The following is a 14,503-nucleotide window of genomic DNA, read 5'->3' as shown; positions in this document are numbered from 1 at the left end:
CCGATTCCCCAATCCCGCACCCTTGTGCTACAGCACGAGGGTGTTGAACTGCAAAATAGGCAACAGGATCGACAACACGATCAGCGCCACCAGGCCGCCCATGGCGACGATGATCGCGGGCTCGAGCAGGCTCATCGCCGCGGCGGTGAAGGTGTTGAACTCGCGTTCCAGGTAATCGGCGGCGCGTTCGAGCATCGGCGCCAGGCGGCCGCTGCTCTCGCCGCTGGAGGCCATGTACAGCAGCGTCGGCGGGAACACCGCGGCGCGGCGCATCGCCGCCGACAGGCTGCCGCCCTCGCGGATCGCGTCGGCCATGTCCTCGGTGGCCCGGCGCAGCACCCGGTTGTGCACCGTGCGCGCGGTGGTGCGCAGGCCTTCCATCAGCGGCAGGCCGCTGGCGAGCATGATCGCCAGCGTGCGCGCCAGCCGCGCGGCGTGGACGTCGCGGATCAGGCGCCCGAGCAGCGGCGCGCGCAGCAGCATGCCGTCGAAGCGCAACCGGAAGTCCGGCCGGCGCAGCAGTCGCACGAAGCCGGCGGCGGCGACCGCCAGCAGCACCAGCAACGCCAGGCCCCAGCCGGTCATCAGCTCCGAGACGCCGATCACCGCGCGGGTCAGCCACGGCAGCGTGCGGCCCATGGAGTCGAACTGCTCGACCACCTTCGGCACCACGAAGGTCATCAGCGCCACCACCACCGCCAGCGCCGTGAGCGCCAGTGCCGCTGGATAGACCAGCGCGGTGGCCAGGCGGCTGCGCACCTGCTGCTGGCGCTCGAGCAGGTCGGCCAGGCGCTCGAGGATCTCCGGCAGCGCGCCGGTGCCTTCGCCGGCGGCCACCATCGCCCGGTACAGCGGCGGGAACGCGTTGCCCTGGCGCGCCATCGCCTCGGACAGGCGGAAGCCCTCGACCACCGTGGCGTGGGTCGACAGCAGCACCCGGCGCACCGCGGGCTTCTCGGCCTGGGCGCCGATAGTGCGCAGCGCTTCCTCCAGCGGCGCCACCGCGACCAGGGTCGCCAGCTGGCGGGTGACCAGGGTGAGCTCGCGGTTGCCGAAACGGCCGCGCAGCAGCGTGGGCTTCGGTGCCGCGGCGGCGGCCGGCACCAGCTTCACCGGCACCAGTTGGCGGCGCAGCAGCCGTTCGCGGGCGTCGCGTTCGCTGTCGGCGGCGACGGTGCCGCGGCGGTCGCGGCCGCGCGCGTCGAGCGCGGCGTAGTCAAACGTGGCCATGGTCCCGCGACTCCTGGCGCACGACGCGCAGCGCCTCCTCCGGGGTGGTGGCGCCCGCGGTCACGCAGGCGCGGGCCGAGTCCGCCAGCCAGTCGCCCGACAGCGAGGCCGCGCGCGCCAGCGCGTCCTCGTCGGCGCCGCCGGCGATCAGCGCGCGCAGGCGGTCGTCGACCGCCACCGCCTCGTACACGCCGATGCGGCCGTTGAAGCCGGTCTGGTTGCAGTGCCCGCAGCCGCCGGCCGCGAACAGCGGGCCGGCGTAGTCCGCGCCCATCAACCTTGCGCTCAGTGCGTCCGGCGCGCGCGGCTGCCGGCAGTGCGGGCACAGCCGCCGGATCAGGCGCTGCGCCAGCAGCAGGCGCACGGTGCTGGCGAGCAGGAACGACTCCACGCCCATGTCGCGCAGGCGGGTGATCGCGCCGAGCGCGTCGTTGGTGTGCACGGTCGAGAGCACCAGGTGCCCGGTGAGGCTGGCCTGCACCGCGATCTGCGCGGTCTCCGGGTCGCGGATCTCGCCGACCATGACCACGTCCGGGTCCTGGCGCAGGATCGCGCGCAGCCCGGCGGCGAAGGTCATGCCGACCTTGCCGTTGACCTGGGTCTGGCCGACGCCCTCGACCGCGTACTCCACCGGGTCCTCGACGGTGAGGATGTTGCGGCTGCCGTCGTTGAGCCGCTCGAGCCCGGCGTACAGGGTCGTGGTCTTGCCCGAGCCGGTGGGGCCGGTGACCAGCACGATGCCGTTGGGCACCGCCAGCGCCGCGCGGAAGGCGTCCAGCACGCCCGCCGGCATGCCCAGTTCCTCCAGTGCGAAGGCGCCGTGGTCCTTGTCGAGGATGCGCATCACCACGCGCTCGCCGTGGCGCGCGGGCAGGGTGGACACGCGCACGTCCAGCGCCTTGGCGCCCATCGCCACCGAGATGCGGCCGTCCTGCGGGATGCGGCGCTCGGCGATGTCCAGCCGCGCCATCACCTTGACCCGCGACACCAGCATCGGCGCCAGCCGCGCCGGCAGCTCCAGCGCCTCGCGCATCACCCCGTCGACGCGGAAGCGCACCCGCAGCGCCCGCTCGAACGGCTCGATGTGCACGTCGGAGGCGCCGCTGCGCGCGGCCTCGGCGATCAGGCCGTTGATCAGGCGGATCACCGGCGCGTCGTCTTGCGCCTCGAGCAGGTCGGCGGCGGCCGGGATGTCGTCGGCGAGCGCGTCGAGGCTGCCGGCGGCGTCCAGGTCCTGCGCGCCGGCGGCGCCGGCCAGCCCGGCGCCGGCGTAGATTTCCGACAGCCGGCGGTCGAACTCGGCGCGCGGCAGCCGCTGCACCTCGAGTGCGCGGCCGAGCGCGCGGCGGGCCTCGATCAGCGCCTCCGGCGACGCGCCCTCGCGCAGGCCGATGCGCGCCGGCCCGTCGCCGTCCACGCCCAGCAGCAGCATGCCGTGGCGCTTGGCGAAGACATAGGCCAGCGGGGGCGGCGCAAGATCGGTCACGGCTGCGGTTCGGTGGACGGTTGTGGCCGCGGTTCGGCCGGCGGCAGCGGCGCCGGCGGCGCCACCGGCGGGGTGGTGCCGAAGTAGTCCTCGATCAGCGCGTCGAGTTGGGCGCGGCCGTCGCCGCCCACGCCGCCGCTGCGCAACTGCTCGCGGCGCATGTAGTCGTAGCGCGGCGCGGTGACGCCCTGCGCCTCGCGCGGATCGCGCACGATGGTGGGGCGGATGAACACCATCAGGTTGGTCTTGTTGCGCGAGCGCGCGGTGCGCCGGAACAGCGCGCCGAGGCCGGGGATGTCGCCGAGCACCGGCACCTTGTCGACGGTGTTGCGGTCGGCCTGGTCGAGCAGGCCGCCGAGCACGACGATGGCGCCGTCGTCGGCCAGCACCCGGGTCTCGATCTCGCGCTTGCTGAGGATCAACTCGTCGAAGTTCTCGCTGACCGGGCCGGCGATCGCCGAGACCTCCTGCCGCAGCGCCAGGGTGATGCCGCCGCCGGCGTTGATCTGCGGCCGGACCACCAGTTGGATGCCGACGTCCTGGCGCTGGATGGTGCGGAACGGGTTGCTGTTGGAGTCGCCCAGCACCTCGCCGGTGGTGATGGGAATTTCCTGGCCGACCAGGATCCGCGCCTCCTCGTTGTCGAGCGTGAGCACCGACGGCGTCGACAGCAGGTTGGAGGCGGTATCGCTCTTGACCGCGTCGATGATCAGCCCGAACACCAGGCTGCCGGTCTCGCCGGCCAGGCCGGACAGGCCGCCGTTGTAGTCGAGCAGCGAGCGCAGGGCGTTGCTGACCAGCGGCGAGGTGGTGTCGCCGTCGCGCACCCGCGACGCGGCCGCGGCCAGTTCGGCGATGCCCGGCGCGCTCCCCGGGAAGTTGGTCATGCCCAGCGGGATGTTGCCGTCCTTGCCCGCGAGCAGCAGCTGCGCGCCGAGGCGCTTGGCGGCATCGTCGGAGATCTCCACCACCAGTGCCTCGACCAGCACCTGCTCGCGGCGGGTGTCGAGCTGGGTGATCACGTCGACCAGCATGCGCTGGGTTTCCGGATCGGCGTTGATGATGATGGCGTTGACGCCCGGGTAGCGGGCGATGGTGGCGCGGCGGCCCGGGGCGATCGCGACCGACGCCGCCAGCGGCGCATCGCCTTCTGCGGCGCCGTCGGAGCGCGGCAGCGTCGCGGCCAGGTTCGACATCGACGCCATCGTCGACGCCGCCAGCGGCGAGGATGCGCCCGACGGCCCGCGGCCCTGTCGTGCGTCCGTCTCGCCGGTCAGTCCGACCACCTGCTGCAGCACCGGCAGCAGTTCCTCGGCATTGGCGTGCTGCAGCCGGATCACGCGCACGTCGCCGCTGTTCTCGGCGCGGCGGTCGAGGTCCTCGACCACGCGCCGCACGTTGTCGACCAGCGCCGGATCGCCGCGCAGGAGCACCGCGTTGCTGCTTTCCACCGGCAGCACCGACAGCACCGAACCGCGGCCCTGGCCGCCGTACAGGCCGTTGACCACCTCGGCGATCTCGCGCGCGGAGCTGTTGCGCAGGCTGATCGCCTCCACGCGGGCGCGGTCCTGGTCGATCTGCGCGACCAGCCCGCGCAGCCGGCGCAGGTTGTCGCTGTAGTCCGCCACCAGCAGGCTGTTGCCCTGGGGCGTGGCCAGCGCCACGCCGCCGCGGCCGATCAGCGGCTTGACCGTCTCCACCGCGGACTGCGCATCGACATGGCGCAGCCGGAACACCTCGGTCGAGAAGCCGGCGCCGTCGCCGCCGGCCGCGCCCGGCTGCTGCGCGGCGGTGTCGTCCGGCACCACGCGGTACACGCCGGCGCCGCTGGGCACCGCGATCAGGCCGTTGGCGCGCAGGGTGGCGACCAGGATGCCGAGCAGTTCCGGTTCCGACAGCGGCTCGTCGTTGGAAAGGGTGATCGTGCCCTGCACCCGCGGATCCACCAGGAAGGTGGTGCCGGTGGCGCGCGCCACGTCCTGGATGAAGGCGCGGATGTCGGCGTTCTGCACGTTCAACGCCGGTGCCGGCGCGGGCGCGTCCTGGGGCAGGGCGGCGGGAGCGGCCAGGCACAGGCCGGCTGCGATCAGCCACGGGGCGAAGCGAGGTTTCAAGGCGATGTCGTCCGCAGGGTGATGGTCTTGGTTTCGCCGCCGCGCTGGACGGTGATCTCGGCGCGGTCGCGCCGGGCGAGTTCCTGCTCCAGTTCGGTCATGCGCTCGGGCGTGAGCGCCTGGCCGTTGACCGCCAGCAGCACGTCGCCGGATTCGAGCCCGGCCTGGCGCAGCAGCGCGCCGCCGCCGCGCGGGATCAGGGTGTAGCCGGTGACGCGGCCGCCTTCGGTGCGCGGCCGCAGGCCGGCCTGGGCCAGCAGCTGCTGCGGGTCGACCGTCGCGCCGACGTCTCCGCCGCCGCTCGCACGGGCCGCGGGCAGGGCGGCGGGGCGCGCGGCAGGCGTGCGCACGGTGGCGGCGCTCTCCTGCAGCGCGATGCGCTGGTCGGTGCCGCCGGCGCGCAGCACCGCATGGTCGGGCCCGACCGCCTGCAGCACCACGCCATCGGCGATTTCGTCGCCGACCCGGAAGGCGCCCTGCGCGCCGTCGCCGGCGGCGAGGATCGCCGAGCCGCCGTTGCCGTCCCGGCGCACGCCGAACAGCCGATAGCCGTGGGCGCTGGCCTGCGCACGGCCGCTGCGCGCGGCCGGGAAGAACGGATCGCCGGACAGCGACAGCGCGGTGTCCGCGGGTGGCGCGGGCGCCGCGAGAGCGGCGCCGACCGGCCCGAGCGGCGCCAGCACGATCCACAGCAGCCGCGCCGCCTGCACCGCCAGCAACAGCACCAGCGCGACTTCCAGCGCAGTGCGCAGGACCGCGGGGCGGTCGCCACGGACGGGAAGGTGCAGGTTGGCGAGGAACTTTGGCACGGCGATTCCGCGAGGTGCGCTGGCTTCATTGCACGGATGCGGAAAGGATGCGAAGGATTTATGACAGTTTGACTGCGACTGCCATATTTCTTTCGTATTGGAGGGGTGGGGGGATCCAGGCGCCGCGACGCCGCCGACGCCCGCGGCCTCGCCGTCCCCCGATGCGGCGCTTCGCGCCGCCCGGCCGGCGTTTCGTAGGAGCGCACCGCAGGGGCGCGACCGGCCTTGCGGCGAAGGCCGTCGCGCCCCTTGCGGTGCGCTCCTACGGTCTGTCGGCCGGGTTCGACAGGCCCGGACTCAGAACGACGCCGACAGGCTCAACGTGTACGACACGCCCGGCTCGTAGCGGTAGACGTCGGCGCGGTTGCCGCCGCGCTCCTGGTACTCCTGGTATTCGGTGTCCAGGATGTTGCGGGCGCTGAAGCCGATCGACATCTCGGTGTCGCCGAGGTTGAAGCCCTTGCGCAGCACGAAGTCCAGCGTGGTGCCCGGCTTCTCGATGTAATCCGGCTGTCCGGGACGGCCGCGTGCGGTGATGCGCTCGCCGACGTAGTTGGCGATCAGCGTGGCCTGGGTGCGGGTGGTCTCGCTTTCGATGCCGACCTGCAGGTTGGCGATGTGGTCGGACTGGCCCTGCAGCTGGCTGCCGTCGCGGACGAACAGGGCGGCGTCGACCGGCTGCGCGAAGCCGTACGGATGCACGGTGTCGCCTTCCTTCACTTCGACCTCGGAGTTCGACCAGGTGTAGTTGCCGGAGAAGTAGAGACGGTTGTCGCCCCACCAGTTGGCCTCGATCGGCAGGTCGAAATACTTCTTCGCCTCGATCTCGGCGCCGTACAGGGTCGCGGCCGGGGCGTTGAGGAAGCTCTGGAAGGTGGTGCCGCCGGCGAAGTTGACGTTGGACTCGATCGGGTTGTCGATGTCTTTGTAGAAGCCGCCGACGGTGAAGTACTCGCCCGCGCCGAAGAACCATTCGTAGCGCACGTCGAGGTTCAGCAGCTCGCTGTCGACCAGGTACGGGTTGCCGTAGAACAGGCGGTCGTTGTCCGGGTCCTGGTACTGCTGCGGCGCCAGTTCGCGGAACTGCGGCCGGGCGATGGTCTTGGACGCGCCGAAGCGGATCTGCTGGTTGTCGGCGAAATTCCAGGTCAGCGTGGCCGCCGGCAGGAAGTAGTCGTTGCGCAGCGGTTCCGGCGAGGTCTGGCGGACTCCGGTGAAGATGTTGTACGGGTGTACCGCCTGGGTCGCATCCTCGTAGCGCACGCCGACGGTGGCGCGCACCAGCGGGGTGATCTCGCCTTCGGCCTGCAGGTAGCCGGCCTTCACCTTGAGCGTGGCGTCGTAGGCCGCCGCGCCGAGGCCGCCGGTGGTCTCCTGGATGCGCAGCAGGTCCTGGCTGAGGTTGTAGTCGGAGAACAGGTAGTCGATGCGCTGGTAGCGATTGTAGAACGGCAGCACGCCGTCGAGCGCCTGCAGGCGGAACTCGCGCGATTCGGCGTTGCGGTCGTTGTCCAGGTACGATGCGCCGCTGCTGACGGTGACGTCGCGCTCGATCGGCAGGCGCCAGGTGACGTCGACGCCGCCGCTGGCGATCTCGTCCTCGACATTGCTGAAGCGGGTGTAGTTCTGCACGCGCCTGGCATCGTGCGCCCAGTAGCCGTCGACCAGTTCGTAGCGGATGCCCTTCTCGTAGGGCACGTCGCGGGTGGCGCGGGCGATCGCGCCGCGCCACTCGATCTTCAGGTCGTCGTATTCGCCGAAGGTATGGCTGCCGGTGATCTGGTTGTTGAGCAGCTCGCGCTCGAACCATTCGGTGTAGTCGTCGCGCGCCTCGAACCCGGCGAGGTTGTCGACGCCGGAGCGGCTGCGCGCCTCCTTGATGGTGTCGTGCACGTACATCGTGGTCAGCGCGACCTTGTGGTTGCCGTTCTCGTAGCCGGCGCTCACCAGCGCGTTGACGCGGGCGTTGTTCTGGGTGGAAAGGAAATCGTAGTCGGCCTCGTACTCGACCACGTCGCCGGTGAAGAACGCATCCTGCTGGGTGCCGAACTTGGTGCGCCACTTGTTCTCGAAGCCGGCTACGGCCAGGAAGCCGAGCTTCGAGTCGTTGCCCAGGTCCATCGAGTAGCCGGCGCTGCCGCCGAACTCGAAGTCCGGATCGATGCTGTCCTTCTCCTGCAGCACGTTGAGGTTGGCGTTGACCATGCTGCGGCCGATGCGGCGGATGTCCTCGCGGCTGAAGTTGCCCAGGTCGACGCGCTGGCCGGTGGCGATGGCGTCCTTCAGCGCGCTCGGCATCTTGCGGGTGCCGTCGTCGTAGCCCCAGAAATCGTCGTCGCCGCCGTAGTAGGTCAGGCCCTTCTCGCCGGTGGTGACGCTGTTGCCGCCGGTGCCGATCGACAGGTTGAGGAACGGCTCGTCCGGCACGGTCAACGACTGCATGTCGATCACGCCGCCGCCGAACTCGCCCGGATACTTGACCGAATAGGTCTTCTGCACCGTGACGCTTTCCAGCACCTCGCTCGGGAACAGGTCCAGCGGCACCACCCGCTGCAGCGGTTCCGGGCTCGGCAACGGCGAGCCGTTGAACAGCGCCGAGGAGTAGCGTTCGCCCAGGCCGCGCACGTACACGTACTTGTCGCGCATCAGGCTCAGGCCGGTGACGCGGGTCAGCGCGGCGGCGGCGTCGCTGTCGCCGGTGCGCGCGAAGTCCTCGCGGGTGATGAACGAGGCGACTTCGGAAGTCTGGAGCATCGGCTCCGGGATGTATTCGCCGCGCACCTGGACCGCGTCCAGTTGCGTGGGACTGGCGGAGGTCTCGGTCTGCGCGGGCGCTCCGGTCTCTTGGGGCGCGTCCTGCGCCAGCACGCCGCAGGGGACGAGCAGCGCCGAGATCGCGAGGAACAAACCGCTGCGGGTCGGGGATCGCTTCATGGGAAAGCCTTGGCTGAGCAGGACGGAGGGAGGCACGGCGGTCATGGCAACGGGGCGGCGTCGCCGCCGCCCCGTGATCGCGCCCGGATCAGCAGGGCGTGTCGGCCGTCAGGCCGCAGGTCCAGCCCTGCCACCAGGTGTCGTTGGCGTCGCGTACACCGCCGATGTAGTCGACCTGCTGGAAGAAGTTGCTGATCTGCAGCAGGCCCTCGTACGCGGGTACCGCGTTCTCCTCGGCACCGTTGACGAAGCCGTCGGTCAGGGTCGAGGTGCCTTCGGCGACGTTGTTGCTGCCGGCGCCGAAGGCGTCCTCGGCGCGCTGGTCGGCGAACGGCACCGGGCAGGAGAAGTGCACCGAATGGAAGGTGCCGGTGGTGTTCTCGTCGTCGATCTGCAGGCACTGGAGCGCCGCGCCGGTGCCGCCGGCCGGACGGGTCACGACAGTGTTGTAGAACTCCGCCTGGGTGCCCGAGTTGAGCGTGATCGCCGAACCGCCGCCGGCGCGGCCGACATAGGTGAAGTTGGCCACCTTCGGGTTCGAGAACGGCTCGCGGCGGATGCTGCTCCACTCGTTCATGCGGTCGCCGCCGCCCTCACGCTGCGTCACGATGCCGAACTGCAGGGCGCCGTTCCAGCCGGTGTCGGTGTCGAGGCTGTCGTCGTCGTTGCCGGTGAAGACCAGATAGCGGGCATTGACCGTGCCGCCGAACCACTCGATGCCGTCGTCGGAGCTGTTGTGCACCTGGACGTATTCGACGATGGTGCCGTTGCCGACGCCGGCCAGGGTGATGCCGTTGAGTTCGTTGTTGGTCGAGATCTCGAAGCCCGAATGCATCACCCGCACGTAGCGCAGCATGCCGCTGCTGTCGGTGGGTGAGTTGCCGCCGTAGAACCCGTCGGCGCCTTCCACCTGTTCCTGGCACTCCGGTGTGCCGGAGACGGTCTCGCCCGGACAGGCATTGATCGGTGCGCGGCCCAGGATCACCACGCCGCCCCACAAGCCGATCGAATCGGCATTGGTCTCGCCTTCCAGGCTCTGCCGCGCGGTGAATACGATCGGGGCGTCGGCTTCGCCTTCGGCGTAGATCTCGGAGCCGCGATTGACCACGAGGAAGTCGGCGCCGGACGAACCGTACAGGGTCACGCCGGGCTCGATGGTGAGCACGCCTTCCTGGGCGCCGGCGTTCGGGTTGCCGGCGTCGCCGCCCTGGTCCTCGCCGACGGTGACGCGGCCGGAGATGGCGTACGCGGTGCCGTCGCGCCGCGGCACCACCACGTTGCCGACGATGGTCTCGGGCAGGCGGCAGGCGCGCAGCGTGCCGTCGGCGACGGTGCCAATGTTGCTGAAGCCGGTCGGGCAGTCTGCGGCCGGGCCGCCAGTCGGCGGCGGGTCGGTCGGCGGAGGCGGCGGATTACCGCCCGACGGCGGCGGTGGCGGCGGGAAAGCGCCTTCGCCAGGGTCAGCGACGCGGTCGGCGCCGTTGCCGCATGCGCTGAGGGCGAGGACCGTGCCGAAGGTCATCAGCAAGGTCCGGTAGTTGTTCGCAGCCATTCTGGAATCTCCGATCGTATGGGCGGGTTTCGGGTGAACGCAGGAACGCGGAGGCCTGGCGGAGCGCATTGCCGCCGCGGTGTCGGCCGCAGGTCCCCGGAGTGGAATCGCTGCAAGTTATAAGCACCTTTTGTGACCGTTTTCTTGCGCCGATAACGGTTTCTTAAGCGGACGGAAACCTGTTCGTGTGGCCGCCGTCGCATGTCGCAAATCGGTATCGGATTTGTCACATGAGCGCGATAGGCTGCTGCGGAGGCAGTGCGTGCCTCGATCGCAAGATCGCGTCCGTCACACGAGGGCTTTGCCATGTCGACCACACAGCAGATCACCGCCGAACTCGATGGCTGGATCCTGGAACAGGTGCGCGCCGGCCAGCCGCCCGAGGCGGTGATCGCGCCGCTGGTCGAGCGGGGCTGGCGGGAGCAGGTCGCGATCGACGCGGTCGAGGCGGTGATGCGCCGGCATCTCGAGCAACACGCGCGCGACAGCGGGCTGCCGGTGCCGGTCCGGGTGCCGGCGCCGGTCGGCTGGAACGGCGCCTCGACCGTGCGCGCCGGCGACCGCGACGTGCACGTGCTGGCGCACCTGGTGCACCCGCAGGTGGTGGTGCTCGGCGGCCTGCTGTCCGACGACGAGTGCGATGCCCTGGCCGAGCTGTCGCGCACGCGGCTGTCGCGCTCGGCCACGCTCAACCTGGAGACCGGCGACGACGACGTGCACGACCACCGCACCAGCCAGGGCATGTTCTTCCGCCGCGGCGAGAACGCGCTGTGCGCGCGCATCGAGGCGCGCATCGCCGCGCTGACCGAGTGGCCGGTCGAGAACGGCGAGGGGCTGCAGGCCCTGCGCTACGGCGTCGGCGCCGAGTACAAGCCGCACTACGACTATTTCGATCCGGACAGGCCCGGGACCGCGCGTACCCTGGAACGCGGCGGCCAGCGCGTCGCCTCGCTGGTGATGTACCTCAACACGCCCCGGCGCGGCGGCGCGACCGTTTTCCCGGACGCGCACTTCGAGGTGGCCGCGGTCAAAGGCAACGCGGTGTTCTTCAGCTACGACCGCCCGCACCCGATCACCCGCAGCCTGCACGGCGGCGCGCCGGTGCTGGAAGGCGAGAAATGGGTGGCGACGAAGTGGCTGCGCGAGCGGCAGTACGAGTGAAGAGGAACGAGGAGCGAATCGGACGGCCTTCTCGTCACTTGCAGCCCAGGCGCTTGGCATCAATGGCGGCGGCGGCATGCCGCCGCTCGGCCGGAACTGCCGATGTTAGCCGCCGTATCCCGGCGGATCGGCGGGCGTCGCGACTGCCGTCGCTCCCACGGATACCTTCATCGCGGCCCGTTCCCGTGCAGCCCAGTTACTCTTGAGCAAACAAAAATCAGAAAGACAAGCGAGAAATGAGAAAAAGCGGCATCACGCTTTCTCTCGTTTCTCGCTTGTCTTCACTCGTTCCTCGCTTTTAGTTTTGTCCGGAAACCGGCACAGGTCGCGGATCACGCAGACCGGGCACTCGGGCCGCCGTGCCTTGCAGACATAGCGGCCGTGCAGGATCAGCCAGTGGTGGGCGTTCTGCAGGAACTCCGCCGGCACCCGCTTCAGCAGGCCGTCCTCCACCGCGCGCACGTCCTTGCCGGGCGCCAGACCGGTGCGGTTGGCGACGCGGAAGATGTGGGTGTCGACGGCGATGGTGGGTTCGCCGAAGGCGGTGTTGAGCACCACGTTGGCGGTCTTGCGCCCGACGCCGGGCAACGCCTCGAGCGCGGCGCGGTCGCGCGGCACTTCGCCGCCGTGGCGCTCGATGAGGATCCGGCAGGTGGCGATCACGTTCTTCGCCTTGGCGTTGAACAGGCCGATGGTGGAGATGTAGCGCTTCAGGCCGTCCTCGCCGAGGGCGAGGATCCGCTGCGGCGTGTTGGCCACCGGATACAGCCGCCGCGTGGCCTTGTTGACGCCGACGTCGGTCGCCTGCGCCGAGAGGATCACGGCCACCAGCAGTTCGAAGGGCGTCTCGTACTCGAGTTCGGTGGTCGGGTCCGGGTCGAGCTCGGCCAGGCGCGAGAACATCTCACGGATCTCGTCGCGCTTGAGCGTCGGGCCGCGGCGGCGGACCGCCTGTTTGGGGCGCGCCGCTCCGCCTGCGTCGGTGCCGCTCATGCGCCGTTGCCCCCGGCACGCGCCTTCGCCCGGGCCAGGGCCGCCGCCGCCGCCGCCGGCAGCCGCGGCTTGTCGGTCGCGGCGGCCGGTGGAGTGCGCCCGGCCTCGCGCTCGGTGGCGCGGCGCGCCAGCCGCGCGTTGCGGGCGCGGTGCCGGTCGCGCGCCGCCCAGGCGGCCAGCAGCCGGTCGCGGGCCGCGCGCAGCCGCTCCCGGTCCGTCGCCGGCAGGGCCGGCGCGGCGTCGGCGTCGAAACCGGCCAGGCCGGCCTCGATGGCGGCATCCAGGTCGTCGGCATCGAGCAGCCGCAGCAGCGTGCGCGCGCGCTCGTCGGTGCGTGTGCCGGTGTCGGGGGCGCGAGGCATGGGGGGCTCAGCGGTTGCGGAAGGCGGGCCGGCGCTTTTCCAGGAACGCCGCGGTGCCCTCGCGCATGTCCTCGGTCGAGAACGCCAGGCCGAACTGTGCGGTCTCGTAGGCCAGGCCTTCCTCGATCCCGCATTCGCCGCCGCGGTCGACGCAGTCGAGCACCCCGCGCAGCGCCAACGGCGCCGCGGCGGCCAGCTGCGCCGCCAGTTTCATGGTCTCGGCCTCGAGCTCCGCCGCCGCGACCACCCGGTTGACCAGGCCGAGCTGGTGGGCCCGTGCGGCATCGATCGGCGCGCCCAGCAGGCACAGTTCCAGCGCCGCGGCGCGCCCGGCCAGCCGCAGCAGGCGCTGGGTGCCGCCGAAGCCCGGGATCAGGCCGAGATTGACCTCCGGCTGCCCGAGCCTGGCGCCGTCGGCGGCGATGCGCAGGTGGCAGGCCATCGCCAGCTCCAGCCCGCCGCCCAGGGCGAACCCGTTGACCATGGCGATCACCGGCTTGGGCAGGGTCTCGATCCTGCGCATGGCCCGCTGCCCGCGCTGCGAGAAGTCGCGGCCCTGGATCGCGCTCAGCCCGGCCATCTCGGCGATGTCGGCACCGGCGACGAACGCCTTGGGCCCGGCGCCGGTCAGCACCGCGACCCGGACCGTCGGGTCGGCGGCGATCGCCTCGAAGGCGTCGTGCAGGGCCTCCAGGGTGGCAGCGTTCAAGGCGTTCAGCTTGTCCGGGCGGTTGACGGTGACGACGCGGACGGCGTCGTGGTCGGCGATCAGCAGCGGCGAGTCGGTCATCGGCGATTACCGGATGTGAAGGGGGAAGGGGATCGAAGCCCGCGCGGAACTTACCGTGGCCGGCGCAGTCGGACGGATTGCCGTCGGTGGAAGTCGAGCCCTGCGGCGGCTATCCTAGCGCGTTCGTTCGTGGCGGTTCGACCGCTCACGTGAGCCGAACCATCACGGAAACCATCTGGAGATCTACCGCATGAAGTTGCGTTTGCTTGCCGCTACCCTTGCGGCACTGACCCTGACCGCCGGCGCCGCCGCGGCCCAGGACACCTCGTCCGAGCAGGGACGGCTGAGCTATGCGCTCGGCTACGATCTCGGCCGCAACCTGGTCGAAAGCGGCGAACAGATCGACATCAACACCGTGGTCAAGGCGGTGCAGGACGGCTATGCACGGCGCGACCCGGCGGTGCCGGTCGAGCAGCTGCGCAGCGCCGTGGAAGGCATGCAGCAGCGGCAGCTGGCCAAGGCGAAGGAAGCCTTCGAGAAGGCCTCGGCCGAGAACAAGACCAAGAGCGACGCGTTCCTGGCGCAGAACCGCGCAAAGTCCGGCGTGCAGACCCTGCCCAGCGGCGTGCAGTACCGCGTGATCGAGGCCGGCAGCGGCGCCAAGCCGACCCAGAACAGCCAGGTGGAACTGCACTACAAGGGCAACCTGCCGAACGGTCCGACCTTCGTCGACACCTATACCGCCCAGGAGGGCCAGCAGGCCGGCCCGGTCACGGTGAGGCTCAGCGAGATCCCGCTGGTCGGCCTGCGCGAGGCGCTGACCAACATGCCGACCGGCGCGCGCTGGGAAGTGGTGCTGCCGGCCGAGCAGGCCTACGGCAACACCCCGCAGTCGCCGATCGGCCCGAACCAGGCGGTGGTCTTCGACGTCAAGCTCGTCAGCATCAAGTGACGCAATGGCGCGTCGGCGCATAGCGCCGACGCCTTTGCCATTGCGTCATCCCGGCGCAAGCCGGGATCCAGCGCCTTGGGCAGTCCCGCGCGCGCAGCGCGCGGCTTTGCCATTGCGTGGTAGGAGCGCACCGCAGGGGCGCGACCGGTTTCCGGCGCCGGCGGTCGCGCCCCTGCGGTG

11 protein-coding genes are annotated in these 14,503 nt (G+C 71.0%); 2 read left to right on the top strand and 9 right to left on the bottom strand.

What is annotated here, in order from left to right; all coding sequences use genetic code 11:
- Nucleotides 1-27: 27 nt before the first annotated feature.
- From gspF to U3649_RS15790, 6 genes are all read right to left on the bottom strand, one after another.
- On the bottom strand, nt 28-1,230 hold the full coding sequence (gene gspF / locus U3649_RS15815) for a type II secretion system inner membrane protein GspF (RefSeq protein ID WP_407352260.1): 1,203 nt from the start codon (nt 1,228-1,230) through the stop codon (nt 28-30).
- Nucleotides 1,217-2,716 carry a type II secretion system ATPase GspE gene (gene gspE / locus U3649_RS15810; RefSeq protein WP_407352259.1) on the bottom strand — a complete coding sequence of 500 codons (1,500 nt, stop codon included), beginning with the start codon at nt 2,714-2,716 and terminating at the stop codon, nt 1,217-1,219. The genes gspF and gspE overlap by 14 nt, the downstream gene beginning before the upstream one ends.
- The gene (gspD, locus tag U3649_RS15805; protein WP_407352258.1) at nt 2,713-4,830 is read right to left on the bottom strand and encodes a type II secretion system secretin GspD; all 2,118 of its coding nucleotides are present in this window, start codon (nt 4,828-4,830) and stop codon (nt 2,713-2,715) included. The genes gspE and gspD overlap by 4 nt, the downstream gene beginning before the upstream one ends.
- Nucleotides 4,827-5,639, bottom strand: coding sequence for a type II secretion system protein N (locus tag U3649_RS15800; protein WP_407352257.1), 813 nt, complete (start codon nt 5,637-5,639; stop codon nt 4,827-4,829). Before U3649_RS15800 ends, gspD begins: the two co-directional genes overlap by 4 nt.
- A 297-nt stretch (nt 5,640-5,936) precedes the next feature.
- On the bottom strand, nt 5,937-8,573 hold the full coding sequence (locus U3649_RS15795) for a TonB-dependent receptor domain-containing protein (RefSeq protein WP_407352256.1): 2,637 nt from the start codon (nt 8,571-8,573) through the stop codon (nt 5,937-5,939).
- An 88-nt stretch (nt 8,574-8,661) separates the two neighbouring features.
- The gene (locus tag U3649_RS15790; protein ID WP_407352255.1) at nt 8,662-10,125 is read right to left on the bottom strand and encodes a hypothetical protein; all 1,464 of its coding nucleotides are present in this window, start codon (nt 10,123-10,125) and stop codon (nt 8,662-8,664) included.
- Between the two features lie 306 nt (nt 10,126-10,431).
- On the opposite strand from U3649_RS15790, the gene U3649_RS15785 reads away from it, so the two are divergent.
- On the top strand, nt 10,432-11,286 hold the full coding sequence (locus U3649_RS15785; protein ID WP_407352254.1) for a 2OG-Fe(II) oxygenase: 855 nt from the start codon (nt 10,432-10,434) through the stop codon (nt 11,284-11,286).
- Nucleotides 11,287-11,538: 252 nt separating this feature from the next.
- Here the strand turns inward: U3649_RS15785 and nth are convergent, their stop codons facing one another.
- From nth to U3649_RS15770, 3 genes are read right to left on the bottom strand one after another with little or no spacing between them, the layout of a single operon-like run.
- Nucleotides 11,539-12,279, bottom strand: a complete 741-nt coding sequence (gene nth, locus U3649_RS15780) for an endonuclease III (RefSeq protein WP_407352253.1) — start codon at nt 12,277-12,279, stop codon at nt 11,539-11,541.
- Nucleotides 12,276-12,641, bottom strand: coding sequence for a hypothetical protein (locus U3649_RS15775; RefSeq protein WP_407352252.1), 366 nt, complete (start codon nt 12,639-12,641; stop codon nt 12,276-12,278). Before U3649_RS15775 ends, nth begins: the two co-directional genes overlap by 4 nt.
- 7 nt (nt 12,642-12,648) lie before the next feature.
- Nucleotides 12,649-13,431, bottom strand: coding sequence for an enoyl-CoA hydratase/isomerase family protein (locus U3649_RS15770; protein ID WP_407352251.1), 783 nt, complete (start codon nt 13,429-13,431; stop codon nt 12,649-12,651).
- 190 nt (nt 13,432-13,621) lie between these two features.
- Between U3649_RS15770 and U3649_RS15765 the strand changes: the two genes are divergently transcribed.
- Entirely contained in the window at nt 13,622-14,323 is a 702-nt protein-coding gene (locus tag U3649_RS15765) for an FKBP-type peptidyl-prolyl cis-trans isomerase N-terminal domain-containing protein (protein ID WP_407352250.1), read from the top strand.
- Nucleotides 14,324-14,503 lie beyond the last annotated feature (180 nt).

The organism is Luteimonas sp. R10, from assembly GCF_045689605.1.
Lineage (GTDB): Bacteria > Pseudomonadota > Gammaproteobacteria > Xanthomonadales > Xanthomonadaceae > Luteimonas.
The sequence above is the reverse complement of the archived record's forward strand: the minus strand, read 5'-3'. Positions and strand labels throughout refer to the sequence as shown.

Coding starts and splice junctions, on each gene's coding strand:
- U3649_RS15785 (WP_407352254.1), top strand. CDS start 10,432: ATGTCGACCACACAGCAGATCACCGCCGAACTCGATGGCTGGATCCTG.
- gspF (WP_407352260.1), bottom strand. CDS start 1,230: ATGGCCACGTTTGACTACGCCGCGCTCGACGCGCGCGGCCGCGACCGC.
- U3649_RS15770 (WP_407352251.1), bottom strand. CDS start 13,431: ATGACCGACTCGCCGCTGCTGATCGCCGACCACGACGCCGTCCGCGTC.
- U3649_RS15765 (WP_407352250.1), top strand. CDS start 13,622: ATGAAGTTGCGTTTGCTTGCCGCTACCCTTGCGGCACTGACCCTGACC.
- U3649_RS15795 (WP_407352256.1), bottom strand. CDS start 8,573: ATGAAGCGATCCCCGACCCGCAGCGGTTTGTTCCTCGCGATCTCGGCG.
- nth (WP_407352253.1), bottom strand. CDS start 12,279: ATGAGCGGCACCGACGCAGGCGGAGCGGCGCGCCCCAAACAGGCGGTC.
- U3649_RS15775 (WP_407352252.1), bottom strand. CDS start 12,641: ATGCCTCGCGCCCCCGACACCGGCACACGCACCGACGAGCGCGCGCGC.
- U3649_RS15790 (WP_407352255.1), bottom strand. CDS start 10,125: ATGGCTGCGAACAACTACCGGACCTTGCTGATGACCTTCGGCACGGTC.